We start from the raw sequence: 25,127 nt of genomic DNA on the forward strand, positions 1-25,127 counted from the left end.
AAAGTAAAAAGGCGAACCTTAGGTTCGCCTTTTTGCTCATAATACTTCTACATAATCAGTTTAGCGCAGCACCCTATGGAAGAAGGCTACCGCCTGCTGATAGATCTGCAGCGCCAGCGCGGGATCGTATCTGTCTCCCTCATCACGCATAAAGGCATGCTGGGCATTGACCTCGAGATAGGTAAACTTGCGCCCCGTCTCAGTGAGTCTATCGTAGATGAGCCTGCGCCCCTCGCTCGGCACGTGGGGATCTTGCTTACCAAACACCAGTACCAACTCCGCCTCGATATCCCCGGTGCGGCTCAGGGAGTCATTACCCGGATTGGCCGGCAAGGTACCTGAGTGGATGTCCGTAGGATAGAGACAGAAGGCACCGACGACGTCGATATTTAGCGCGGCGCGGTAGGCCAGATGACCGCCGATACAGACACCCATGGCACCAACCTGATTGGTACAGAAGGGCTGACTCATGGCAAAGTCGACTAAGGCCTGGGTATCGCTGTCGTGATGCTCCAGCGCCTTGGTAAACTTATCCTGGTTGCCCTTGTCTTTGCCCTCATCGTCATAAGCCAATACCGTGCCTATGGGGTTGAGTTCATGGAAGACTTCCGGCACCAAGACCACGAAACCGTGACCGGCCAACATGGTCGCGGCCCTGGCGATAGGGGCGGTCTGCTGGAAAATCTCCGAGTAGAAGATGATCGTCGAGAACAAGCCCTCGCTGTCGGGACGATAGAGATAACAGCGCATCGTGCCCGTGGGCGTGTCTATGTCGTGAACTTCCTGTTTTACCATCATAATCTTGCCCTCAGGCCAATAAACTTATCCCTAAGTTATCAGCCTGAGCTCCCCTTGTCAGGTGAAACCCGGCTGACGAAATTAAAGATGTGAAAGAAGTGAAGTGAAAGAAATTAAAATAGCTGGTTAGGACACGCTTCGCCATCGAGCAGCTGACGCACATTGGTCAGGCTGGTATGAGCAATGGCGCCCAACGCCTCTTCGGTGAGGAAGGCCTGGTGACCGGTAAAGATCACGTTGTGGCAGGCCGACAGGCGTCTGAACACGTCGTCCTGGATGATCTGGTTCGACTTATCCTCGAAGAAGAGCTCTTTCTCATTCTCGTACACATCCAGTCCGAGGGAACCAATCTGCCCCGTCTTGAGCGCCTCCATGGCATCGAAGGCATTTAGCAAGCCGCCACGGCTGGTGTTGATCACCATAACACCAGGCTTCATCTTATCGAAGCTTGCCTTGTTGAGCAGATGATGGTTCTCTTTGGTCAGCGGACAATGCAGGCTGATGATGTCGCTCACCGCGTAGAGCTCATCCAGCGACAGGTATTCGATGCCCATATCCAGCACCGCCTGGTTAGGGTAAGGATCGTAAACCACTACCTTACAGCCGAAGCCCAGGAGGATCTTGATGGTCGCCACACCTATCTTACCCGTGCCGATCACACCGACTGTGCGGCCATACATGTTGAAGCCCACCAGCCCTTCGAGGGAAAAGTTAGCATCGCGGGTACGTTGATAGGCCTTGTGCACTTTACGATTAAGGGTCAGCATCAGGGCCACAGTATGCTCCGCCACCGACTCGGGCGAATAGGCGGGAACGTTTACCACCCTGATCCCCAGGCGTTTGGCTGCCTCGAGATCGACGTTGTTAAATCCGGCGCAGCGCATCGCAATGATCTTAGTGCCATTTTTAGCTAGCTCTACCAATACCTCTTCACATAGCGAATCGTTGACGAAGGCGCAGATCACCTCGAAACCATAGGCCAGCTTGACCGACTGCATACAGAGGCGATAGTCGAAATACTCAATCTGAGCGCCAAAGGCCTGGTTGGTGCGGTTGAAATGTTCCATGTCATAGTGCTTAGCACTAAAAAAACCTATTCTCATCTTAGCTACCTAAAAGTGATTCAACATTAGACAGAGATTTGTCACCCTAGTATCACAAAGCCCCTGCCTGTCTTGGCTCCATTATAGCCAAGGAAATATGTGACTTAGCAAAGATAAATCGCGCTTAGATCACGAAATAGTTAACTTTGTGAGCCGTCAATGTGTTTTATGCCGATTTCCTGCTAAGCTGGCGCAAATTTTCAGTCTTCTTTCGCCCCATGAGTCAAAAGCATAAGCAGATTTCCGAGAAACAGTTTTGGCTGCAACGCCTGAGCAAGACCAGCCTGCGTGCCCTGCACATCTTAGGCATAACAGGTGCCGGTGGCGGCATCTTACTCGGGGTGGATAAAAGCCTGTGGTGCAACTACTGGATCTTGGCCATGAGTACCGGCAGCTTGCTGATGCTATGGGAGGTGGTCAGAGACTGGCGCTGGCTGATCCAGCTAAAGGGAGTGTTGACCCTGGTGAAACTCTGCCTGCTGGCGCTGTTTATTCCCCTCGCCGACTACAAGCCCGAACTGCTGATCGCCATCGTCTTGCTGTCGGTGATCGTCTCCCACGGCCCGGCGGGGCTCAGACATTTCTCGGTAATTCATGGACGACGCCTCGATGGACGAAAAGAGATTAAGGGCTGAAGCCGCCCCGCTGCTGACGCTGCACCCCCAGCTTTTAGGGCTCGATAACCAGCTTTTAGGACAAGAGCATCATCTCCAGGTGCTCGACCTTGCCTGCGGCAGCGGGCGTAACGGCCTCTGGCTGGCCGCCCATGGCGCCCAGGTCACCTTTATCGACAGAGACCTTGGCAGGCTAGCGGCTGTACCTAAACACTGTCAGGCCTTAGCGCTCGACTTGGAAAGCGGCACGCCACAACTTCCCGAGTCTCGATATGACATAGTTCTGGTGTTCAACTACCTGCACCGCCAGCTGTTTGAGCTCATCAAAGCGAGCATCAAGCCCGGCGGTCTCATCATCTACGAGACCTTCATAGAGAAGCAGGCCGAGGTGGGCAGACCCAAGAACCCCAACTTCCTGCTGACCGAAGGCGAATTATCGCAGCGCTTTTGTGGCTGGGAGACTTTGCACGCTTTCGAAGGTAATGTAGGCTGTGAGGAGACGCCCTGCTTCAAGGCGCAATATATAGGCCGTAAACCGGCTAACTAGGAACTCACAGCGTTAAGGACGATAGATGTTTCCCTATCCCGAACAGTACCGACTCGCCGCACCGCCATTGATCACCGCCCTCATGGTGTTATGGTCGATAGTGTCTCGCGCCCTGTTCGGCGACGACAGCGCCATCGCCTTCTACCCGCTGTTTATGCTGTTTCCCCTCAACATCTTACTGCATGGCAAATTGATCTGGCAGGCAAAGGGAATCGAGCGATTGGATCAGAGCATCTACGCCTTTATCCACCTCAGCCTGGCGTTCGTGGTCTGGACCTTTGCCATCATGCATGTCAATGGCCACAGCTTTTAGGCCCGCTAAACCACGCAAGATTCGTTGGTAAAACTTGCACCGGCTGCGCCCTAAAGGTATCTTTGCAGCCCGATTTAACACCCAAGGTTTGCCATGTCTGATTTCGTGTATGCGCCGCCCACCGAGCCCTGGCTCGAGATCCTCCACGAGGATAAAGATATTCTGGTGGTCAACAAGCCCTCTGGCCTACTATCTGTGCCTGGCCGTGACCCCGCCTATCATGACAGCGTCTACACCCGCGCCCTGCGTGATCACCCCAACGCCCAGATAGTTCACCGCCTGGATATGGCGACTTCAGGCGTTATCGTGGTGGCCCTCAGGCGCAGCGCCGAGCGGGAACTTAAGCGCCAGTTTCGCGATCGCGAAACCCATAAGATCTACTACGCCCGGGTCGCCGGCCATCTGAAGGCGGAGCAAGGTAGCGTCGATTATCCGCTGATCTGCGATTGGCCCAACCGCCCGAAACAGAAGGTAGATCATAGCGTAGGCAAGGCCTCTAAGACCCTGTTCGAAGTCGTCAGCCGCGCCAAGCGCTCGACCCTGGTTAAGCTCACACCGATCACAGGTCGCTCTCACCAGCTGCGTGTGCATATGATGGCCATAGGGCACCCCATCCTGGGTGATAACTTCTACGCCGACCCGCTGGCGAAACGCCTGGCACCGCGTCTGCTGCTCCATGCCCAGTCGCTGAGCCTGACCCATCCCTACAGCAGGCAGCCTATGACCTTTAGCACGCCAATCCCCTTCACGGATGTCACCGAGCAGCAATAGAGCCCGGTGTTTACTTATCGGCATTCACTGGGCCTGCTCCGCGATAAAATCTACTTAATTCGTTAAAAGATTAGCAGTTAGCTAACCAATACCGTAAATTAGCTCATAATGTTGACTTAAAACGGTATGTAGCAATGGATAGTTCATTTCAGCGAGACCAGCTCGACAACCAGATCCTCTCGGCGCTTATGGAAGAGGCGCGCACCCCCTTCGCCGAACTGGCCAAACGTTTCGGCGTCAGCGCCGGCACCATACATGTGCGGGTAGAAAAGATGAAACAGGCGGGCATCATCACGGGCGCCCAGATCACGGTAAACCCTAAGGCCCTCGGCTATGACGTCTGCTGCTTTATCGGCATCAACCTCAAGAGCGCCGGCGACTATCCCGCCGCCATCGCCAAACTCAACGCCTTAGAAGAGGTCACCGAAGCCTACTACACCACGGGCAACTACAGCATCTTCGTCAAGGTAATGTGCCAGTCGATCGACGGCCTGCAACATGTACTGATCAACCGCATCCAATCCATCGATGAGATCCAATCCACCGAGACACTCATCAGTTTACAAAATCCTATCAGCCGCGCCGTGAAGCCTTAATCCAGTACCACTGGGGCTTACAGCCTTAGTGGATACTACTATTTAAAAACCGCTTACAACTTTTTCTTCTACCAGCTTTAACTTTGGTAATCTTTTGTGTTAAAAAGAACAAGCCGTCAACATGGCGGCAACAAAATAAGAAAAGATTAGTAACCAAAGTTACAGCAATACCAATAGTGTTTTGTGTCTCAAAACACTTCTATTTGACAAGGAAGAAGTTGTGAAAACTAAATTATCTCTAGCCATTTCAGCGGCGCTGATCTCGAGTGCGGCTGTAGCCAGCAACCAGTACACCGCAAATCCCTATGCTCCGGAAATCACTTCTGCTGATAGCTACAAGAAGCCAGCAGCTTCTCAGCCTTCACAAGTGGCTCCGCAGCGCTTCATCATCGAACTAAACTCTCCTGCCGTTGCTAAATACCAAGGCGGCATTGAGTCAATGGCGGCCACAGCCCCTAAGAAAGGCCAAAAAGTTAACGTACAGTCTGCGCCAGCTCAAAGCTACGCCAGTTTCCTCGCCAAAGAGCAGTCACAATTTGTGAGTGAACTGGCTAAGAAAGTACCTAACGCCAAAGTTGAGCAAAGCTTCAAGACCCTATTCAATGGTGTGACTATTGTTGGTCAAGGTCTGAGCATCGAGCAGCTAGCGGCCATGCCAAACGTTAAGTCTGTCTACCCTGAGACTATGTACGAAGCTAACATGGACTCATCTCACGACGTCATTAACACTGAAGCGATGTGGGAAGCGGTTTCTGGCATGGAAAACGCCGGTAAAGACATTCGTGTAGCGGTAATTGATACAGGTATTCGCCCAGAAAACCCAATGTTTGCTGGCGAAGGTTTCACAAAACCAGCCGAAGGAATGCCAAGCGACGACTACTGTTCGACAGTAGATGCAAGCTTCTGTAACGACAAACTAATCGTTGCCCGTTGGTCACAACCTACTTTTGAAGTGTGTGCCGACGAGCATATGAGCCCACTGGGTTACGGTGGTCACGGCTCTCACGTTGCCGGTACCTCTGTAGGTAACAAAGTCACCACTACCTACGAAGGTGTTGAAGTTGAACTATCTGGTGTTGCACCTGCAGCCTACCTGATGGTTTATAAGGCACTATTTACTAAGACTGACTGTGCACGCGGCAGCGGCTCTAACATCATGCTGATGGAAGCAATGGAGCACGCCGTAAACGATGGTGCAGATGTTATCAACAACTCTTGGGGTGGCGGCGCTGGTGGCGACCCAGCCAACAGCCCATACAAGGCTATGTATGAAGCTGCTGAAGCGGCTGGCGTAGTCGTTGTTACCGCTGCAGGTAACGATGGTAACGGCCCACAAACTATCGGTTGTCCAGCCTGTATCGAATCAGGTATTACCGTTGCTAACACTACTACTGGTCGTTTCTTTGCTAACACCCTAACCGTTGATGGTGAAGAGATTCTTGCACTGCAGGGCAACAATGGCCTGCTAGAGGCAGATATCACTGCACCTATCATCGCTGCAGCTAACATTGACGCAGAGAACACCCTTGGCTGTACGCCATTTGCTGCCGACTCTTTCAAAGACGGTATCGCCCTGATCTCTCGCGGTTCATGTTCATTCGCAACCAAGGCTGAAAATGCCGAGGCTGCGGGCGCGAAAGCTATGGTCGTTTACAACAGCGTACCAGGCGCTCCAATCTCTATGTTCATGCCAGATTCAACACTGCCAGCAGTGATGGTTTCTGACGCCGACGGCGCAGCTATCCTTGAAGGTCTGGGTGATGACACCACAGGTACTATCGCGGCTGAAGTGACTCGTATCGTTAACAGCAAGTTTGCCGATATCCTGAACCAGTCTAGCTCTCGTGGTCCTAACGGTAACCAAAACATTCTGAAGCCAGATCTTGCTGCGCCAGGTACCTCTATCCTGTCGGCAACTTCTCCTGATGAAGATGGTACTGACTTTACCACTATGTCTGGTACCAGTATGGCGAGCCCACACGTTGCAGGTGCTGCTGCACTGATGAGCCAGCTACACCCTGATTGGTCAGCAAATGACATCAAGACAGCGCTAACTTCTACTGCTCACATGGCAGGCGTACTCGATGATGATGCGGCGACTCCTGCCGATCCATTTGCAATGGGCGCGGGTCGTATGGATCTAGATGCTGCGGCTAAAGCAGTACTGACCTTCGACAAGCCTTCAATTGCTTCTGACTCTTGTGTCGGTCCTTGTACTTTCACTCGTACCGTATACAACAAGAGTGACGAGAAGACCTCTTGGGAGCTTTCAGCTTCTTCTGACAGCGCAGGTATCAGCGTATCGCCTTCATCACTGGAACTGGAAGCTGGCGAATCAGCAACCTTCACTGTGACTGTTGATTCAACCTTCAGCGAATACGGTGCTTGGATCTTCGGTAACGTCATGATCAAGAGCGCATCTCACCAAGACGCTCACCTACCAGTTGCTATCCTGGCTAAAGAATCAAGTGATTCTTCACTGATCTCTACCATGGCAACCAAGGCTGATCTGACAGCTGCTGAAGATATGCCAATCAAAGCCGTTGTAAACAACACAGTATTTGAAAACACTGTAACTGTTACCGCTATGGCACCAGAAGGCACTAAACTTACTTCTGCCGATGACGTTGACGTTACGCTAAACGGCGCAACGCAAAACGGTTTCGAAGTTGATGAAGCGCTTGGTCGCATCACCTGGGTAGGTCAACTGGATCTGCCACAGATTAAGTCTGCCAAAGGTACTGGCGCTAGCCCAAGTATCTTCGACCTAGACCTGGCCTATGTACCAGCTTGTGCTGATGGTTGTGATGAGAAATCATTCACCTTCAACCTACCTGAGTTCAAGTACAACGGTGCAACTTACACCCAGCTAACCATCTCTGATAACGGTATCGCAATCGTTGGTGGCGGTTCAGCATCTGGTACTTGGAACAACAAGGAACTGCCAGATAGCGCAAATCCAAACAACATCCTGGCACCGTTCTGGAGTGACTACGACCTGAGCGACGGCACTGTCGGCGACACGGGTGGCGGACAGCTAGGTATCCAGGTTGTTGCTGCTGGTGGTAACGAGTGGATTGTTGTCGAATGGAAAGATGCCCAGCTATATGCTGACGCCTCAGGCAACAAGTACAGCTTCAGCCTTTGGATCCAAACTGGTGACGTAGAAGATATTTGGTTCAACTACCTAGATATCCCTAACATGCCAAGCAATGTCACTATCGGTGCAGAAAACATCAGCGGTAGCGTAGGTACAACCTTCCACTACAACGGACAAGGTGGCACAGTCACTACTGACGATTATGTTGCACTGCAAGCGACCTCTTCAGGCAGCGTAGAGATCGACTATCTGGCGACACCAACTAGCTTCAACCCAGGTCAAACAGACAACTTCTCTGTTGACGAAGAAGCGACCTTGGAAGCAAACGTGTTAGAAAACGACACTGTTAGCCAGAAAGTAGCTCGCGTCTCTGTAACTGGTGACGGCATGACAGCTAACGCACAACGCATCATCGATGTTGCGCCAGCTGGTGCACTAGGTGAAGCAACACTGGTTGACGAGCCTGCGCACGGTGAAGTAACTCTAGAGAAAGATGGTTCTATTACCTACACACCAGAAGATGACTTCTTCGGTAAAGACTCATTCACTTACACCTCTAAGGATGCCGAAGGCAACCTGAACGCTGCGACCACAGTTAACGTTATGGTTAACAACATCAACGATGCACCTACCGTGGCTCCTACAGGTATGACAAGTACCGAAGGCTTCGTGGTAACCGCTAAGGCCAATGGCAAAGACGTTGATGGTGACAACCTGACCTACACTTGGACACAGACTGCAGGTACACCTGTTACCTTTAACAACGGTGGCGCAGAAATTAAGTTTACTGCTCCAGCAGGTAACAACACCCTGACTTTCTCTGTCGTTGCCAGCGATGGTGAGCTAGAGAGTGAAGCGGGTACGGCGACTATCACAGTTAATGCCAAGGAAGAGAAATCTTCAGGTGGTGGTTCACTGGGTTGGTTCGCACTGCTGATGCTACCATTTGCTGCGCTACGTCGTCGCAAATAAACAGATAGCTTAAACAGAAAAAGGGAGCCACTTGGCTCCCTTTTTTATTGATAACGCGAAAGGCGACTAAACCAAGCGCTAAACTATGAGGTACAAATCCTCCAAGCTAAAAGCCAAACCTAAAGCGCAAATACCTTAGTCATCACCTTATAGAGCTCTGTGCCTTGATACACAGACGCCGAGGCAAAATGCAATACGGGCACGCAGTCAACAGGCAGACTCAGTGGTACTATCGCATCCTCCTCGCCATATCTGTCGACACGCAAGATGTTGGCGAGCGGTTCACCGGCGATGAGCGGCTGCCCAACCTTCGCCTTATACTCCACCAAGCCGCCTTGCGGCGCGTGATACTTCTTATAGTCTTTCAGATAACAGGCGTAGCGAGGCATCTCAGCTGGCTCTACTCGCTCACTTATTACGCCGCGCAGGCTGAGATAGGCCATGATCCCTTCGACATCCACTAGGGCATCGGCCAGGTCAACATTCTCCTGACTACCAAGCTCCAGGGTAAAGGCCGATACGGGCACCTCAATCTCACGGCCCTGAGTCGCCAGATATTCGCTCAACTGCCACCAGGGACAGAAGATAGACTCATCCATGGCCCCGCCAAACTCATTGGGGATCAGCAGGGTATAGGGAATAGAAAAGTACTTGGCGGCATCTTGATCATACTCGGGACAATAGAGATGCTTACACGACTTAGGGCCCGTGTGCAGATCCAGCACGATATCCGCCTCATGGCCCATCTGCTGCAGGCTCACCGCCAGACGATGACCCGTGGTGATGCCCCATGGCTCATGCAGACGGCTATAGCAGCGCTCAACCAGCAAGGCCCTGAAATGGGCGATCAGCTCGGCATCGTTCAGATGTTTATGACCCTGATACCAGCTAGCAATATCCAGCTTATGGTCTAGATATTCACGGTTCCAGTTCACCCCAGTTATGGGATCGAACCGGCCCAAGGTAAACTCGCCACTCTTTTGATTGATCCCCAAAGGATTGGCCAGGGGCACCAGGGTGATCTTACCGCGCAGCTCGCAGCGTTCGAGCGCCTGCATCAGCTGATAGATCACCGCATTGCCCTGCACCTCGGCGCCGTGGACGTTGGCCTGTATGTAGACACTCGGCCCTGTCAGCACCTCAGGGGCAAATTCAAACAGGTTTAGCTCGAGATCTTGGCCTGTTGCAAGCTCGCCAATCTTTAGCGTGGAACGACCCGGTTTCATAGCGACCCTTCAAACAAGTTTTGATGCAGGGCGCTGACGACCTGAGCCGCCTCAGACTCGGCCACCAGGACACATAAGTTGTGTGGGCTGGCGCCCTGACAGATCATACGCACATTGTGAGGCTCTAACACCTCGAATACGCGGCGACACACACCCGACGTGGTGGCAATCTTGTTACCCACTATCGCCACCAGTGCCAGACCATCTTCGACCCGCACCCGGCAGTGCTGCGACAGCTCCTGCAACAAGGCCTCGCTCAGCAGGCTGTTTCCGGCCGAATCTGAGCCCGTCTTATCTAGCGTCAGAGAGACGTTTACCTCTGAAGTAGTGATTAAGTCCACACTGATCTTGTGCCGCGCCAGGGTGGCGAAGGTCTCGGCCAGGAAGCCTTGGGCGTGAAGCATCTGTAGGCTATGCAGGTTAAGTAGCGTCTGGTCGCGTCGCACTGCCACGGCGCGATAGATAGGCTCGTCGTTCACCTGATGACGTATCCAGGTGCCACCTAGCTCAGGCGCCTTGCTGGAACCGACAAACACCTGAATCTTGTGTCTGACCGCCGGCAAAATGGTTGCCGGGTGCAGCACCTTGGCACCAAAGGTGGCCATCTCGGCCGCCTCGTTGAAACTTATCTCAGGGATAGGGCGCGCATTCGGCGCAAGGCGTGGGTCTGTGGTGAAGATCCCCGGCACATCCGTCCAGATCTCAACCGCAGACGCATCCAGCGCCTCGGCAAGCAGGGCCGCCGAATAGTCGCTACCACCACGCCCTAACGTGGTGGTAGCCCCCTGTTCATCGGCGCCGATAAAACCTTGGGTCACGATTCGCTGCTCACTAAGCAGGGGTAGCAGATGCTCTGTGCAAAGCTGCTTCACCGCTTCGATCTGCGGCTCCGCGCGGCCGAAATGACTGTCGGTACGCATCACCTGACGCACATCGAAGGCGCTCGCCCGCTCGCCCTTCTCTCTCAGCACGGCAGCAAACAAGACTGATGAACACTGCTCACCCTGGGCAAGCAGTTCGTCTGTAGTCGCCTTATTACGGTTTTGGGAGAGCGATTCGCTTAGGCTGGCAATCTTACTTAAGATGGCATCGAGGCGGGCGGCCACATCATGGGGCTGACCCAACTCGTCGAGGATCTTATATTGAATCGAGGCAATTGCCTTGAGCAGCTGCTGACGACGCTCAAAGTCCACATGCTCCTGAGTTAACTCCACCAGCAGATTGGTCACACCGCTCGAGGCGCTGACGACCACCACACGGGTTTCAGGATTGGCCAATACGATATCGGCGCAGCGGTTCATCGCCTCATAATCGGCAACCGAGGTACCACCAAACTTAGCAACAACAATAGACATTAGCGCACCTCAACCCAAGTAGCTGACGATGACACAAAAGAAATAGATAACATTGAATACGCTCCGAACTTACTTCGTTCGAAGAGCCTGGTGCAAAGATGACGCACCCCAAGACGGGAAACAGCGATTGCCACCAGAAGCTCTCCACCAAAAAACAGGTGACAATCGATGGGATTCAGCCCAGTCGACCGATAAACAGATGAAACCAAACATCTCTTTACCTCGGCGTTAATCTCCCTCATAAACCGTCAACGGAGTTTGGACTCCTCGGGCTTACTACCTAGTTAACGCTCCTCTTCTGTATCACTAACCTTAAGGTCAGGATGCAAGAAAACTATCAAATAACAGAATAAAAAGTCAACGATATTTTAGCTTGTCTTGATGAAAGCCTCTCAAGTTCCCCCGCCTGCTAGCGACTGATATCGGGCAGCTCGCTGACCAGGCAGACCCGGGCGGAAAACTTGCCCAGGGTGAGTTCGTCATACTCAATCAGACAAGGCACCAGTTGCAGCTCGTCTTCATCGACAAAATAGATGGCGTTTTGATTAAACACCTTGCCAAGATCCACCGCCGCGGCCTTATCGATAGACACGGCCCAGCTCTTCTCCATATGACCTCTGTCACTGGAGGCGCCGATCAGGGCACGATAGGGATATTGAAGACGTTGAATATGACGTTGAAGCTGTTTGTCGAGGAGACGGTTTTGCGAGGGAGAAAGGTGTTGACCTTTAGGATTATGAGCGGTAATGATTGCAAATGATAACGAAGGGGAGAAAGGTTGCGTAAGTAAGAACTGCGTTTGCTGATAGCATTGCCAAAGGTGTTCGCTTGCTGTGCTCATCACTAAAATATTCCTAAATTAGATTCCGTCGATTATAGCAAAATTCCTCCGCCTTCCTAGAGGTGTGAGACAGGTCACTTTATTAAATTTTATTAATACCATTAAAATCATAATCTTATGTACACAAATGTGATATACATCAAATCTCAAAGGAATTTTGTTAACATTTCATTTGTTAACAAATGACTAAAACGAGTACAATAAGTTCGTTGATTCACTTCCACTCATCTCACGATGAAATACTTTTTGTTACATCTTGTCGACGACAAGGTCATCAAAAGTTAGTCAATTTCCTGTATAAAATGTGAGCTTAGGCTGATTTAGCATTTAAACTTGAAAATATTAGATAGTTAACGGAACTATTCCCAACTATTGTTAATCGAAGTGAGTAACCGTTCGCGTGTCTTTTGAAAGAGATACGTATACTTTACTAATCATGAAGTGTGTTGCTGTACCAATTGGGTTTGATAAAAGCACTACGTGAGTTCGGTAATTGTCGCGAAGACAGATAGGGCGCAGCAGCACCAACTAGCGCTCATGGTTAGAACAGTTTTAAACAAATATTAGGTAAATAAATATGCAAAACCCGCACATTCTGATCGTTGAAGATGAAGCCGTTACCCGGAACACGCTAAGAAGTATTTTCGAGGCTGAAGGATATGTGGTAACTGAAGCCAATGATGGCGCAGAGATGCATAAAGCCATGCAGGAAAACAAGATCAATCTTGTGGTAATGGATATCAACCTACCAGGTAAGAATGGTCTGCTGCTTGCGCGTGAACTTCGTGAAATCAATAACATCGGCCTTATCTTCCTTACCGGCCGTGACAACGAAGTTGACAAGATCTTGGGTCTGGAAATTGGTGCCGATGACTATATCACCAAACCATTTAACCCACGCGAACTGACTATCCGTGCACGCAACCTGCTGACTCGCGTCAACAGCACCGGCGGCGAAACCGAAGAGAAGAGTGCCGTAGAATTCTACCGCTTCAACGGTTGGAGCCTAGAGATCAACAGCCGTTCACTGGTGAGCCCACAGGGCGAGTCGTACAAGCTGCCCCGCAGTGAGTTCCGCGCCATGCTGCACTTTGTTGAGAACCCAGGCAAGATCCTGACCCGTGCCGATCTGCTGATGAAGATGACTGGCCGTGAGCTTAAGCCACACGACCGTACTGTGGACGTGACCATTCGTCGCATCCGTAAGCACTTCGAAAGCTTGCCAGATACGCCAGAGATCATCGCCACCATCCACGGCGAAGGCTATCGTTTCTGCGGTAACTTAGAAGAAGCATAAATCACATCCAGCTAGCGCAAATGTGATTCGATTAAAAAGCCAGTCTAACGACTGGCTTTTTTGTACATGGACTGTACTTATCCCCTGTGGCCATGGATGGGCTAAGAGGGGGTTTGTGTCTGGAACACTTATACCAAAGTCCATGGATAGATAGCTTTGGTATTTGTACATGGATTTTCTGTTTATGTAGAGGTATCCCCGATGGCCATGGTTGGACATAGAGGGGATCTGTGTCTGAAACACTTATGACAAAGCCTAGGGATGGGTAGCTTTGGTATTTCTACATGGCTTCTACTTATCCCCGATGACCAATAACCTCTAGCCAAGTGATGCCGAGTAAATTCGTCTCTATTTATTTTATAACTAGAAAAAGTTGAGCAGCTCATTTTGCTACTCAGCAAGCTACAGATAACCCTTCGGCATATAGTAAAAGTCTTTAGCCATCTTATATATAAATCTTTAGCCGCCTTATAACTAAGTCATTAAGCACCATTTACCTAAGCCCTCAACCACGGCATAGGGAAACACTTCGAAAGCTTACCAGATGGGGGGCTTTGCGGCGCGCCATGGTAAAGGTTGTCGTTTATGGGAAGTAAAAAATGACATAGGGCTAACGCTGTTAGTGTTTGACGTTAAAGCCAGCTAGGTTGCCCCACCCGCTTTTGAAGACATCTGCTGTTAAAGACGCCTACATTGCACCATATTCTTTCAGCTTTCGATATAGCGTTGCCAGGCTCATCCCTAACTTCTCTGCAGCCTGAGTCTTATTGTTATCAAGTTTTTTTAACACCGCTAGAATATAGTCCTCTTCCACCTTATGTAACGCTCTAATGTCTTCCGATACTGAAGGCATACACAGACCATCACGTATTTCATCTGGTAGATCTTCTGGCATAATCTGAGGCCCAGGACTCAGAACCACCGCCCGCTCGATAGTATTCACCAACTCTCGCACATTACCCGGCCAAGAGTAATTCAACAGTAAATCTGCTGTCTTATAATTAAATCCAGTATGCTCTCTTCCAAGCTCTTGATTAAACTTCGACAAAAAGAAACGGCTCAAAGGTAAAATATCTTCTGAGCGTTCCCGCAGTGGTGGAACAACCAGCTCAATGACTTTCAAACGATAATAGAGATCTTGACGAAACTCTCCTTTGTCAACCGCGTCTTCAAGACAACAATTGGTCGCCGAGATTATGCGCACATCGACACTAATAGTCTCAGTATCACCGAGTTTTCGTATCTCTTTTTCCTGCAGGACTCTTAAGAGTTTCACCTGTAATGCAGGTGATAGCTCTGCCACTTCATCTAAAAATAAAGTGCCCCCATCAGATGCCTCAATCAAGCCTTTCTTGGTCGTTTCCGCCCCCGTAAAGGCACCGCGTACATGGCCGAATAATTCATTTTCTAGCAAGGTTTCATTCAAGGCTCCGCAGTTAATAGCAACCAATGGTTTATCTGCTCTCGGTGACTGACGATGAATAAATTGCACCAACTTTTCTTTACCAACACCACTCTCACCAGTAACAAGCACGGATGTCGGCACTTTCGCCACATTGGTTGCCAGCTCCAATAGTCTGCACATCTCATAGCTCTTGGACACAGGATAGCCATCGGCCATCGAGCGATACTGCATAGAGGAGTTAATTCGATCTTGCATGTTTTGCGGCAATGCATCCCCCCAACATTGCAAATTGCCAAGCTGCGCTGCGACACTCTCATTACAGATACCATCATATATAGGCAAGTAGGGCTTAATCTCTTCCCCCCACTCTTCTATGTAATTACCGCTAATATGGCAACAGCTATCACCTTTGGCTTTACATTCGTCCTCAATAAAGTAAACGGTACGATTCTCGATATTTGATACGTAGCCACTGGCAAAACCTATATGCTCCCAGCACACAGGCGCTTTACTTAAACCCCGTAGCTGTAAATGCTGCTCTGCTTCATATAGACTTATCGCGTGGGTTTCAATTAGAGGTTTAGCTTTAATTCCGTCGCGTCGCTGGCGGCTAAGAATTTCTCCAAAGCCACACATGGAAAACAGCAAAGGTCCAAGTTCGCCCTTACGCGCTTCTTTCCAAACATCCGGCATCTGGCGTTTTATCTGCTCTGCTAACAGCCAACCTCTTATATAACCTGAGCGCACAACAAGGGACTGTGTCATTTCTTGCCCAAGTTTTTCGCATAGCTCCATCTTATGTAAACCATGAGAAAAAATATCTGTCATATAAAGTCTATGGCCAAGGAAACTCATTGCCCCACCTCTGGGTTTAAAAGACAATAGTTCTCTTAAATCTAATTCCAAAGTTTTCATAAGAATCCAATCGCGAAAAGAAAATATTATAAACCAGCAGACAAACAACCTACGTGACTACCTTCAACTAATTTCATTATTAATAAGTATGTAGTGGCATAGTGAATGCTCTGTCGCTAGACAAAGCTAAATATGCTCTAGATCACACATTTAAACTCTAGCTAAAGGTGCTACCGGACTTAACAGCCTAGGATTCACTAGATTTATTTGATGATGAGCGCTGTTTCAGCATAAATGAGACTTGGTAAAAAATAATAAAGGGCACCGAGGTGCCCTTTATTTTAAGAAACATCTGATTATTTTACTCGTTATCCAAAAACTTGATGGCAGAATAAAAGCCAATTGAATCAGATATCAATACATTTAAAATTTGTAACGCAAGTAAGTCTGAGTTCGTACCATATCTCCCTCAGCACTTCCCATATTTTCAACATCACCGAAGCGGGTTCCCACGGCAAACTGCAAGTCTTTGGTGATATCCCAGTACAGATTCGTATGCCAAGAAAAAGCCTTCTTATTGGCCATTACGGTCAAAGTCCCAGAGTCAAAACTATCTTCGTCCTGCTCAGAGTAACCCGCTCCAACCTGCCAGCGTATACTTGGGGTTAAAGAAAACATCAAGCCACCAGTCAGGCTTTGATAGCCTAAGGTTTCAATATCCCCGTTACTGTCTATGCCAGCTCCCGCATTAAAGCCTAGCCCGGCGTAACGGCCAATACCATCCCCATAGGTATAATTAAGGACAGCCTTATGGCCCTGCCCAAATTTTACACTCGCGCCCACAGCAAAACCGTAACCAGTGCTGCTTTGACCACCCAAGTCAAACTGACGAATCACCACTCGAGGACTGATTGTTACAGGCCCCTTTGCAAGAAAATATTTAACAATTAGATCTGGGAGTTTCTCTTCACTTCTCGCATCGTGCACACCGTCACCGTTGGTGTCCAAGTTAACGTATCGAATCGGCGTGCCACCGATATTAGCCATACCATAAGCGGGATTCTCTAAGCTGGCCATCAAGTATTGGCCAGGGCTTAGATTGTACTGATAACGCACTTGTGCTTGACGTACAAACGAATTCCCCGGATCTGAAGAAAAGTCCATGGAAGGCAATGAGCTAGCGAAGTCCATGAAGGCGGTCCACGTCTGACCAACGAGTATAGAGCTGTCCTCTCTATCGATATTAATATAGGCATGACGGATTCTAAAACCGTGGCTGTTTGACCAAGTTGGACCATCAGAGTCGATATCCGCAAAGAAGTCACCTTCTAAATGAGAGGAGATAGTTCCTATATCTGTCTCTGTTTTACTCTTCAAATAAACACGACTCTCTCTAGCCGTCATATTGAAACGGGTTGTATCCGCGTTTGCAGTGCCGTCAATCGGTGTTGCATAGACACTGTAAAGGTGACCGTTATAAGGTGCGGTAACAGTACCGTTAGAATCGAAAGTTGCCATGCCCTTGATATAACCACCCACTGTTAGGTCGGTGTCAGCCACCTTAAAATCAACCGAGTGAGCCAGTGGAGATAAAGACAAACCTATAATTAGTGGTAACAGTGCTCTGCGAGCATTTATCATTTTCATCATTTTTATCCTTTATTAAGCCAAATCAAATCATGATATTTGGGCTTATAATCAATTAGGTATGAAACCATTAAGGCAGTTTTTTGAACTCAAAACGTTGGTGACAACCAATACAAGCATTCTCAGAAGGCTTATGTTGGTGATGACACTTGTTACAATTAGTTTCGGTACCGTTATGACGATTTTTATGAGGATTGGTGGGCTGTACATCTTTTGTTGTTGCGGCAAGCTCTTGCGTGTCGTGACACTGTAAACAAGCAAACATAGGAGCAGGCTGTTTTTTCTTAGCATCGCCATGACAATCTGAGCAGTTAAGCCCTGCATTGGCATGGAGCTTACCGAGTTCAATAGTCTCCGCGGAAGCGACTCCGTTGACACAAAGGATCATCGCAACGGTAAGCAAGAGTTGGTGTATTTTCAAAAATTTCATCTTCTTATCCCATAATTCTATTTATGATAGGAATGGCTTTAGTGCTTATCTAACCCTTCTAGCCCTACAACTTGGCAACGTACTTACCAGTCAAGTACCCAGCCGTGTAACAACGACCTAAAGACAGTCCGAATACAGTTAGCGGGTAATCAACGCCACCATAGAAACCGCCACCAAGATTGCCAACAACGTATAAACCGCCAATGGGTTTAGCGTCCGCATCCAATGCTTGGTAATTGTCGTTAACCAACATTCCCGAACAAACAGCCGACACCCGCATGCGACGATGGATGCCATAGAAAGGCGGTTTTAGCACTGGCACCATTTTTGATGAGGGTTTACCGAAATCATCATCCTGACCTTTTTTACACAGCTCGTTATATCGTTTGACGTTAGCTACGAATGTTTTTGGATCACATTCCAGTTTTACTGCAAGCTCTTCCAGGGTATCTGCTACGTAGGTATTTATGAGGGATGGATAGACACCGGTCTTTGGCGCAGGATCTTCTGGCATATAGGCTTTCATTTCTTCAGGAGAATATAAACGTCCCGGCCAGTCAGCTGCTTGCGTCATGTAATTTGCGTCGAATACTTGGGAGTAATGCCCCGCATTTTGTTCATCACGCAGGTAGTTATTCATTAGAGACATCTCAACAGTCTCATTGACAAAACGCTCACCTTTGCGATTCACAGCTAAAAATGGCATATCGCACATTGAAGCAGGACCAGCATCAAAATCATGGAGCATCTTAGTGTGGCCGGCAGGTTCTATCACACCACCAGCCCAATACGCCATCGCGAAACCGTCACCGGTACGGTCTTGCTGCTTGCGCTCAAAGTTTTTCAAATCGGGGATGAAATAATTGCTCATCGCTTCATTATTCTGGTAATCACCAGTCGACAAAATCACGCCTTTTTTAGCCATATACTTGTGATATTGACCATCACGAGATTGAGCAATCACACCGATCACTTTGCCTGATTTATCTTGGATTAGCTGTTGTGCAGGCATGTTGAAAAAGAACTTAACTCCGGCTTTCTCAGCAACCTTTGCGAGCGCGCGCATACCATCACCAACAGTGTATGGCTTAGGACCGAAGACTGAAGACACAAAGTTAAGTGGGTATTCGCTAACCCCATGAACGCCATGCTGTGGTTTAGTGCCTAGGTCTACGACTTTAGCTCCCCCTTTCTTAGCCCGGTCTATAACCCAAGATATCGCTTCTCCTGAGTTGTAAGCCCAGCTTCTCAAAAGACCAGGATGACAACGATGAGCACTATCTTTCATCAAACGAGAAACCAAGGCTTCGACAGAGGCTTTAGGGGTGGTTTTTAAATCAATACCTGAACCAAAGTTACCCTGTGAGACGACAATAGACTGCTTTTGTAACACAGCAACTTTAGCGCCATTCTCAGCAGCCGACAGTGCAGCAGGCACACCTGATGCACCAGCACCAACGACAACGACATCAAAAGTTTGTGTAGAAGCAATATCCTTATCAGCAATAGCTTTTGGCTTAGGTAGAAAATTCAGCGTCGCCTCGCCATCGATACTGTGAGCAAATTCTTGGCTAGAAGGCGTTGCGGCTGTTGCCATTGGGCCAGTTAACCCAGAAACCGCAATCGCGCCGGTACCTACGGCCGCACGAGTCAGGAAAGTACGTCGTGAAATACCATTTCTCAAAGTATTTTCTGTATACGGATCTAAAGCGATTTTTTCATTATCACTTTCTTTCTTCATTACTGATACTCCTATTAACTATGATAATAGAGGCCAGCTAATCATCATTTCAAGCCATTAAGTTTATGCAATCCCTGTTATACCCAGGTTCAGCATAAAATTGAGTGAAACTTAAATATCAGCCACTTTTATATAACGACTCATCACAACATAAAAATGAATAGCCAACCCCTGCAAACGGATATATAAAACCCAAACAAACAAGCACTAGGCTCATTTAATCCGTTTAATTGCAGAAGCTATGCCAAAGGAATGGCAAATTGTAATACATTGATTTAAATGCACTTACAAAAACGCAGAACGTGAAGACCATTTAATAATGAGAAATGGATTTTCATTTAATTAGTAGGGAGGAGAAAATCAAACAGTGAAATAGATCAAATTAGAATCACGCCAATTAGAATTAACGAAAAAACAACAAGCATCACACTAAATGTATTATTGAGAACAAAATCCATACACTCCCAAAAAAAACAATTAAACATATAATAAATGCATCTAAAAAAATTGAACAACAAACCTCCTCTTAATCGATAAAACACTATTTAATAGAAGTAGCATACGACACCCTTTAATTTTGCGAAAAGTGATTATTCAATTGCGATACAGATGAGGTCGGGCAGGATCATTAGCTTGCAAAATAAAAGTGCAACCCTGTCTCTATCCCATAACAGGGTGCACTTCACTTCGCATGGCTCGCTAGCAACAAATAATTTTTAATCAAAATGATAGGTGATGAATGAGTTAGCAGACCGTACTACTCAGAGCTAAGTTGATACCTAAGAATAGGACATGAGTAAATCGACTTAATCCCAGCAATGAGAAACAATAAAGGGTTAACCCTACCGTAGAGGCAATTCGCTTTTCATTATGCCTATACGACTCACAAAAAAGCCCTGCCGCTTCTATCAAGCAACAGGGCTTTTGTTTTGCTAAGGCTTAAGAGCGATAGCCTAGTGCTTCAGCTGCCTCTCGAGAAAGTCAGCCAGTGAGCGATACAGGTGGGTACGCACCTTCTCACCGCGCATCGAGTGCTTAGAGCCGGGATAATCAATCATTTGGAACAGCTTGCCCTCGTCCTGCAGCGCCTTGTAGACCCGGGTGCTGTTCTCAAACAACACGTTGTCGTCGGCCATACCGTGGTACATGAGTAGCCCTGACTGATAGCCTTTCACATACGGCAATACGCTACTGGCCTCATAGCCTTCAGCATTGGTCGCCGGATGCGACAGGTAACGCTCTGTGTAGTGGCTGTCATACAGAGACCAGTCGGTCACGGGTGCGCCCGAGATAGCCGCCTTGAAGTAATCCGGCGCCTTAAACAGGCTCATTAGCGCCATGTAGCCGCCATAGCTATGACCATAGATAGCGATATTCTTGCCATCGACATAGCTCAGGCTACGCAGGTAGTCGACACCGGCCTTTTGGTCGTTCACCTCGGCCTCGCCCAGATGCTTGTAGATCACCTGCTCAAACTTGGTGCCACGATGAGCCGAGCCGCGGTTATCCAGCTGGAACACGATGAAGCCCTGCTGCAGCAGATACTGGGTAAAGTAGTCGTGCTCGCTCCAGCTGTTAACCACCAGCTGGGCATGGGGACCACCGTAGACGCGCACCACCACTGGATATTGCTTAGTGGCGTCAAACTGCGTCGGCTTAAACAGGCGATATTGCAGCGCCTGACTATCTTCTGCCTTTATCTGACCAAATTCAGGCAGCTGCCACTGACCAAAATAGGGATAGAGTGGATGGCTCTTGTCCACCTTGTTCTGCTCGACCCAGGCCAGGCGTTTGCCCTGCTCGTCATGAAGGCTTATCTGCGGCGGCTGCGCCAGGCTGTTGAAGTAATCCAGATAGATCGCCTGATTGTCGGCAAATACCGGCGCGTGCATGCCGCTGCGCTTGCTCAGCTGCTCTATCTTGCCGCCCTTGAGCGGTACGCGAAACAGGTGCTGCTCGACCACGCTCGCCTTGCGGCCGGTAAAATAGACCCAGCCTTCCTGCTCATCCACATGCACCAGCTCGTCCACCGCCCAGTCACCTTTGGTCAGCTGCCTGAGCTGTCGCCCTTGCTGGTCGAACAAATAGAGGTGATTAAAGCCGTCACGCTCCGATGCCCACAACATCTGCGGTGATTTTTTGAGGAAATATAGGTCGTCATTCAGATTCACCCAGGCGTCACTCTCCTCGCGGATCATGGTCATGGGAGCATCCTGGCTACGTAGATCGATAATACGCAGATCTAAGGTCTTCTGATCCCGACTCTGCCATTGAAACGACAGCTGCAGGCTGTCTGGCAACCACTTCACTCTCGGCAGGTAGATATCCTTATCTTCTCCCAGGTCGACCCAGCGCACCTTTTTATCGGCCAGCGTCACCACACCCAGGGCGATGGCCACGTTGTTCTTGCCGGCATAAGGGTAGCGCTGCTCGGTTAGCTTGATGCCATCGGCATAGATCTCGTTGCGAGTAACCAGCTCAACGCCGGACTCATCGATGCGGGTAAAGGCGATGGCCGACTCATCCGGCGCCCACCAGTAACCCGTCATTCTGTCCATCTCCTCCTGGGCGACAAACTCGGCCATGCCATTCTTGATGGCGCCACCACCGTCTGTGGTCATGGCAGTCAGCTTCTGGCTGCGCAGATCGAACACATAGAGGTTTTGATCTCTAACGAAAGAAACATAATGCCCCTTTGGCGACAGCTTGGCATCTGTGGTAAAGCCCTCCCCCACAGTCAGCGGCGTCACCTTGTTATCGCTCAGCGAATAGTAATAGAGAGCGCCCGATGCCGGGATCAGCAGCGCCTGGCTGTCATCCGCCCAGAAATATTCCATGATCCCCTGACCATAGATGCGTTGACGCTCGCGCCGCGCCTTCTCCTCATCGGACAGCTCGCCGCTCTTTAACTTGTCGGCATCCAGCAGCAGGCTCTGTTTACCGGTGGCCACCTCCATCTGCCAGAGATCGTAGAAGTGTTGATCCTCTGCCCGACCAGCCAGATAGGTCACACGCTTACCATCGGGCGACAGCTTTAAGCCCCTGGGGCTGCTGCCCGCCAATGCGGGAGAGGCGTAGAGCCTTTCTATGGTGAGAGGTTCATTGCCGCCGACAGGCTGCGCAAGTTGGGGTTGTGACGCACTTACCGCGTGAGATAGAAACATAGGCACCGCCATCAAGGCTGAACTTATCCATTTTTTAGTCATTATTATGTCCTGGATAGAAAACAGGTATAGGTCAAATTGCAGGCTAGCATTGTGCCCTAAAGTGACGCAAAACGAAAACCGCGATCCAGACGGGCTAAATTGCCGCTGAAAAAATGATTCATCTGGGGTAGAATCGCCCGCATAACAAGATAAACAAGATCTGACCTCCAGTGCGAGCCTAGCTCCCATTTGTCATAGGAAATAACATGCAAACTCTGGCACAACACCTTAGTTCTCAAGGAATTCAAGCCCCGCTGGCCCAGCTGTTAACCACGCTGGCCGATACCTCTAAAGCCATTAGCCACGCGGTGCGTCACGGCGCCCTCGCCGGCGTACTGGGCGCCACCGAACAGGAAAACGTTCAGGGCGAAACCCAGAAGAAGCTCGACGTGATCACCAATGACATGCTTAAAGAGGCGCTCACGGCCGACAGCACTGTACGAGGCCTGGCCTCAGAAGAGGAAGATCATATCGTCGAGGTAGGTCAGAGTGGCGACTTCCTGGTCTGTTTCGATCCACTGGATGGCTCATCTAACATCGACATCAACTCGCTGGTCGGTACCATCTTCTCGGTTCTGCCGGCACCGAGCGGTGAACTGAGCGAGCAGAGCTTCCTACAGCCCGGCCGTCAACAGGTCGCTGCCGGTTACGTGCTATATGGTCCATCGACCATGCTGGCCCTCACCACAGGTAACGGGGTACAGCTGTTTACCCTCAACCCAGAGACTAACGAATACCTGTTGACCAACGAAGCCATGTCCATCAGCAAGGACACCAGCGAATTCGCCATCAACATGTCAAACCAGCGTTTCTGGGAAGCCCCGATGCAGACCTATATCGCCGACCTGCTACTTGGCAAGATAGGGCCGCGCGAGAAGTCATTCAACATGCGCTGGATCGCCGCCATGGTAGGCGACGTGCACCGCGTACTGTCACGCGGCGGCCTGTTCACCTACCCCACCGACAACAAGAATCCAGAGAAGCCATACAAGCTACGTCTGATGTACGAGGCAAACCCTATGTCTTTCCTGGTCGAACAGGCGGGCGGCAAGGCCTCTACCGGCTATGAAACCATCATGGACATTCAGCCAAGCGAGATCCACCAGCGCGTCGCTGTGATCTTAGGCTCGGCCAACGAAGTCGATGCCTGCCTGGAATACCATGGTCAGGACTACAGCGAAGAGCCAAGCCTGTAAGCTAGTCTCCTGCTTTAATAAGTAAAAAGTCGCCAATTGGCGACTTTTTATTGCCTCATGGCAAGCATGTAAAAAGCCAATTCACGACTTTGATTCCAGCAGTGCCCTAAGTGGCGCCGGCAGTAATGCTCTCGATTTTTCGGTAATGGCTTTTTCATGCTTCTGCCAGAGCACACCGAGATAAACCACCCCGAGACCAATTAACGATAATGCGATCGGGAACAGCCAGTTATCCTTAAAGACGTCGTAAGCCAGGTAACTGAGATAGCCGCAACTGCCAAGGGCACCAAACACCACAAACACTCTTCGAACTAACAGCGCGCCAACCCCAATCATCAACAGGTTAATGCAGAAATAGATGAACTTTGATAGTTCACTGTCAGAGTGCTGGAAAGATAAACCACACCAAAAAGCGATAACCCCAAAAATGTAGATCCAAAAGCCATAGTCAGCCTTATGGTGAGACCTGATGTCGACCCAAAAGGCGAGCCCTATCATTAACAGGCCTAAATACATTGAGACTAAGGATCTAAGCTCCCATGTTATATCATCACCCGAGATCACCACCGTCATGTCCATCGTCATATACCAGAGCGTGACCGCAATAGGCATGATTAAAAAGGGATATTTATATCGCCACGCGGTGATGACGCCGACGGCTAGTGTCCCCAGTTCCATGTATAGCCAATGCCATTTTATGACTCTGTGATAATCCCTGTATCTACTCTCATCTGGCCATACACCTAACCATTGTTGCAGCCCATAAATCGCTAAGGGGGTCAAACAGACGACAAAGGTGGCACAAATGCCAGCGGGAATGACGAAGCCTCTTGCCGAAAACCTGTTGGTCAGGGTTAAGCCAACAGCCGCATACAGCATCGAGATAAACAAAATACCTGCGCCGCCGAAGGACTCCCACCCTAAGTTCATGAAAAGTGTCATTGCGCCGATGGCGATAAGCCCACCCAAGTAATAGAGCACATGGGTAAAGGTAAATTTGGGATTGGCACTAGGCTGAGCGGCTAAGAACTGATAGAGGGCTTCAGCTTGCCGAGCTGAAATAATATTTTCCCGCGCCGCAGCATCTAACTGCTTCTTACTGACATCCATGTTT

Annotated in this window: 19 protein-coding genes and 1 riboswitch; of the genes, 8 read left to right on the forward strand and 11 right to left on the reverse strand. The window is 49.5% G+C overall.

From position 1 onward, the window contains the following. Positions 1 to 60: 60 nt before the first annotated feature. Together K0H81_RS16130 and K0H81_RS16135 are read right to left on the reverse strand one after the other, a co-directional pair. Positions 61 to 798 (reverse strand): dienelactone hydrolase family protein, encoded by a 738-nt coding sequence (locus tag K0H81_RS16130; RefSeq protein ID WP_220058984.1) that lies wholly within the window; start codon positions 796 to 798, stop codon positions 61 to 63. Between the two features lie 113 nt (positions 799 to 911). Further along, the gene (locus K0H81_RS16135; protein WP_144203973.1) at positions 912 to 1,901 is read right to left on the reverse strand and encodes a 2-hydroxyacid dehydrogenase; all 990 of its coding nucleotides are present in this window, start codon (positions 1,899 to 1,901) and stop codon (positions 912 to 914) included. Positions 1,902 to 2,119: 218 nt separating this feature from the next. Between K0H81_RS16135 and K0H81_RS16140 the strand changes: the two genes are divergently transcribed. From K0H81_RS16140 to K0H81_RS16165, 6 genes are all read left to right on the forward strand, one after another. Further along, positions 2,120 to 2,536 carry a hypothetical protein gene (locus tag K0H81_RS16140; RefSeq protein WP_220058985.1) on the forward strand — a complete coding sequence of 139 codons (417 nt, stop codon included), beginning with the start codon at positions 2,120 to 2,122 and terminating at the stop codon, positions 2,534 to 2,536. Beyond that, on the forward strand, positions 2,511 to 3,062 hold the full coding sequence (locus tag K0H81_RS16145) for a class I SAM-dependent methyltransferase (RefSeq protein WP_220058986.1): 552 nt from the start codon (positions 2,511 to 2,513) through the stop codon (positions 3,060 to 3,062). Before K0H81_RS16140 ends, K0H81_RS16145 begins: the two co-directional genes overlap by 26 nt. 25 nt (positions 3,063 to 3,087) lie before the next feature. Then, positions 3,088 to 3,375 (forward strand): hypothetical protein, encoded by a 288-nt coding sequence (locus K0H81_RS16150; protein ID WP_144203976.1) that lies wholly within the window; start codon positions 3,088 to 3,090, stop codon positions 3,373 to 3,375. Between the two features lie 93 nt (positions 3,376 to 3,468). After that, a complete protein-coding gene (gene rluA, locus K0H81_RS16155) occupies positions 3,469 to 4,146 on the forward strand; it encodes a bifunctional tRNA pseudouridine(32) synthase/23S rRNA pseudouridine(746) synthase RluA (protein ID WP_220058987.1) in 678 nt (225 codons plus the stop codon). Between the two features lie 134 nt (positions 4,147 to 4,280). Next, positions 4,281 to 4,742 carry a transcriptional regulator AsnC gene (gene asnC / locus K0H81_RS16160; RefSeq protein ID WP_011864588.1) on the forward strand — a complete coding sequence of 154 codons (462 nt, stop codon included), beginning with the start codon at positions 4,281 to 4,283 and terminating at the stop codon, positions 4,740 to 4,742. Positions 4,743 to 4,962: 220 nt separating this feature from the next. Next, on the forward strand, positions 4,963 to 8,814 hold the full coding sequence (locus tag K0H81_RS16165; protein ID WP_220058988.1) for a S8 family serine peptidase: 3,852 nt from the start codon (positions 4,963 to 4,965) through the stop codon (positions 8,812 to 8,814). A gap of 119 nt (positions 8,815 to 8,933) precedes the next feature. Here K0H81_RS16165 and K0H81_RS16170 read toward each other — a convergent pair whose 3' ends face one another. The 3 genes from K0H81_RS16170 to K0H81_RS16180 all read right to left on the reverse strand — a co-directional run bounded on the left by K0H81_RS16170 (position 8,934) and on the right by K0H81_RS16180 (position 12,236). Beyond that, complete coding sequence (locus K0H81_RS16170; protein WP_220058989.1) at positions 8,934 to 10,040, reverse strand: succinylglutamate desuccinylase/aspartoacylase family protein; 1,107 nt, start codon at positions 10,038 to 10,040, stop codon at positions 8,934 to 8,936. Further along, positions 10,037 to 11,395, reverse strand: coding sequence for a lysine-sensitive aspartokinase 3 (gene lysC, locus K0H81_RS16175; RefSeq protein ID WP_011864585.1), 1,359 nt, complete (start codon positions 11,393 to 11,395; stop codon positions 10,037 to 10,039). The genes K0H81_RS16170 and lysC overlap by 4 nt, the downstream gene beginning before the upstream one ends. Positions 11,396 to 11,524: 129 nt before the next feature. Further along, a riboswitch (Lysine riboswitch) is annotated at positions 11,525 to 11,701 on the reverse strand. A 103-nt stretch (positions 11,702 to 11,804) separates the two neighbouring features. Continuing rightward, a complete protein-coding gene (locus K0H81_RS16180; RefSeq protein ID WP_220058990.1) occupies positions 11,805 to 12,236 on the reverse strand; it encodes a DUF3293 domain-containing protein in 432 nt (143 codons plus the stop codon). 577 nt (positions 12,237 to 12,813) lie between these two features. On the opposite strand from K0H81_RS16180, the gene arcA reads away from it, so the two are divergent. Beyond that, positions 12,814 to 13,533 (forward strand): two-component system response regulator ArcA, encoded by a 720-nt coding sequence (gene arcA, locus K0H81_RS16185; protein WP_011864583.1) that lies wholly within the window; start codon positions 12,814 to 12,816, stop codon positions 13,531 to 13,533. A 688-nt stretch (positions 13,534 to 14,221) separates the two neighbouring features. Here the strand turns inward: arcA and K0H81_RS16190 are convergent. The 5 genes from K0H81_RS16190 to K0H81_RS16210 form a co-directional block, all read right to left on the reverse strand. After that, positions 14,222 to 15,853, reverse strand: coding sequence for a sigma 54-interacting transcriptional regulator (locus tag K0H81_RS16190; RefSeq protein ID WP_220058991.1), 1,632 nt, complete (start codon positions 15,851 to 15,853; stop codon positions 14,222 to 14,224). A gap of 363 nt (positions 15,854 to 16,216) precedes the next feature. Next, on the reverse strand, positions 16,217 to 17,443 hold the full coding sequence (locus tag K0H81_RS16195; protein WP_220058992.1) for a DcaP family trimeric outer membrane transporter: 1,227 nt from the start codon (positions 17,441 to 17,443) through the stop codon (positions 16,217 to 16,219). Positions 17,444 to 17,510: 67 nt separating this feature from the next. Beyond that, positions 17,511 to 17,870 carry a cytochrome c3 family protein gene (locus tag K0H81_RS16200; protein WP_033537872.1) on the reverse strand — a complete coding sequence of 120 codons (360 nt, stop codon included), beginning with the start codon at positions 17,868 to 17,870 and terminating at the stop codon, positions 17,511 to 17,513. Positions 17,871 to 17,934: 64 nt separating this feature from the next. After that, positions 17,935 to 19,611 (reverse strand): FAD-dependent oxidoreductase, encoded by a 1,677-nt coding sequence (locus K0H81_RS16205; RefSeq protein ID WP_220058993.1) that lies wholly within the window; start codon positions 19,609 to 19,611, stop codon positions 17,935 to 17,937. 953 nt (positions 19,612 to 20,564) lie between these two features. Beyond that, on the reverse strand, positions 20,565 to 22,817 hold the full coding sequence (locus tag K0H81_RS16210) for a S9 family peptidase (protein WP_220058994.1): 2,253 nt from the start codon (positions 22,815 to 22,817) through the stop codon (positions 20,565 to 20,567). A 206-nt stretch (positions 22,818 to 23,023) separates the two neighbouring features. Between K0H81_RS16210 and K0H81_RS16215 the strand changes: the two genes are divergently transcribed. Next, a complete protein-coding gene (locus K0H81_RS16215; RefSeq protein WP_220058995.1) occupies positions 23,024 to 24,013 on the forward strand; it encodes a class 1 fructose-bisphosphatase in 990 nt (329 codons plus the stop codon). An 81-nt stretch (positions 24,014 to 24,094) separates the two neighbouring features. Here the strand turns inward: K0H81_RS16215 and K0H81_RS16220 are convergent, their stop codons facing one another. Continuing rightward, positions 24,095 to 25,123: a DUF2157 domain-containing protein gene (locus K0H81_RS16220; RefSeq protein WP_220058996.1), complete on the reverse strand. Its 1,029-nt coding sequence runs from the start codon at positions 25,121 to 25,123 to the stop codon at positions 24,095 to 24,097. Between the last annotated feature and the right edge of the window lie 4 nt (positions 25,124 to 25,127).

This window comes from Shewanella halotolerans, assembly GCF_019457535.1.
Lineage (GTDB): Bacteria > Pseudomonadota > Gammaproteobacteria > Enterobacterales > Shewanellaceae > Shewanella > Shewanella halotolerans.

Bases quoted from the DNA above. Each gene is read 5' to 3' on its own strand.
- K0H81_RS16130 (WP_220058984.1), bottom strand. From the start codon at position 798: ATGATGGTAAAACAGGAAGTTCACGACATAGACACGCCCACGGGCACG.
- K0H81_RS16135 (WP_144203973.1), bottom strand. From the start codon at position 1,901: ATGAGAATAGGTTTTTTTAGTGCTAAGCACTATGACATGGAACATTTC.
- K0H81_RS16140 (WP_220058985.1), top strand. From the start codon at position 2,120: ATGAGTCAAAAGCATAAGCAGATTTCCGAGAAACAGTTTTGGCTGCAA.
- K0H81_RS16145 (WP_220058986.1), top strand. From the start codon at position 2,511: ATGGACGAAAAGAGATTAAGGGCTGAAGCCGCCCCGCTGCTGACGCTG.
- K0H81_RS16150 (WP_144203976.1), top strand. From the start codon at position 3,088: ATGTTTCCCTATCCCGAACAGTACCGACTCGCCGCACCGCCATTGATC.
- rluA (WP_220058987.1), top strand. From the start codon at position 3,469: ATGTCTGATTTCGTGTATGCGCCGCCCACCGAGCCCTGGCTCGAGATC.
- asnC (WP_011864588.1), top strand. From the start codon at position 4,281: ATGGATAGTTCATTTCAGCGAGACCAGCTCGACAACCAGATCCTCTCG.
- K0H81_RS16170 (WP_220058989.1), bottom strand. From the start codon at position 10,040: ATGAAACCGGGTCGTTCCACGCTAAAGATTGGCGAGCTTGCAACAGGC.
- lysC (WP_011864585.1), bottom strand. From the start codon at position 11,395: ATGTCTATTGTTGTTGCTAAGTTTGGTGGTACCTCGGTTGCCGATTAT.
- K0H81_RS16180 (WP_220058990.1), bottom strand. From the start codon at position 12,236: ATGAGCACAGCAAGCGAACACCTTTGGCAATGCTATCAGCAAACGCAG.
- arcA (WP_011864583.1), top strand. From the start codon at position 12,814: ATGCAAAACCCGCACATTCTGATCGTTGAAGATGAAGCCGTTACCCGG.
- K0H81_RS16190 (WP_220058991.1), bottom strand. From the start codon at position 15,853: ATGAAAACTTTGGAATTAGATTTAAGAGAACTATTGTCTTTTAAACCC.
- K0H81_RS16195 (WP_220058992.1), bottom strand. From the start codon at position 17,443: ATGATGAAAATGATAAATGCTCGCAGAGCACTGTTACCACTAATTATA.
- K0H81_RS16200 (WP_033537872.1), bottom strand. From the start codon at position 17,870: ATGAAATTTTTGAAAATACACCAACTCTTGCTTACCGTTGCGATGATC.
- K0H81_RS16205 (WP_220058993.1), bottom strand. From the start codon at position 19,611: ATGAAGAAAGAAAGTGATAATGAAAAAATCGCTTTAGATCCGTATACA.
- K0H81_RS16210 (WP_220058994.1), bottom strand. From the start codon at position 22,817: ATGACTAAAAAATGGATAAGTTCAGCCTTGATGGCGGTGCCTATGTTT.
- K0H81_RS16215 (WP_220058995.1), top strand. From the start codon at position 23,024: ATGCAAACTCTGGCACAACACCTTAGTTCTCAAGGAATTCAAGCCCCG.
- K0H81_RS16220 (WP_220058996.1), bottom strand. From the start codon at position 25,123: ATGGATGTCAGTAAGAAGCAGTTAGATGCTGCGGCGCGGGAAAATATT.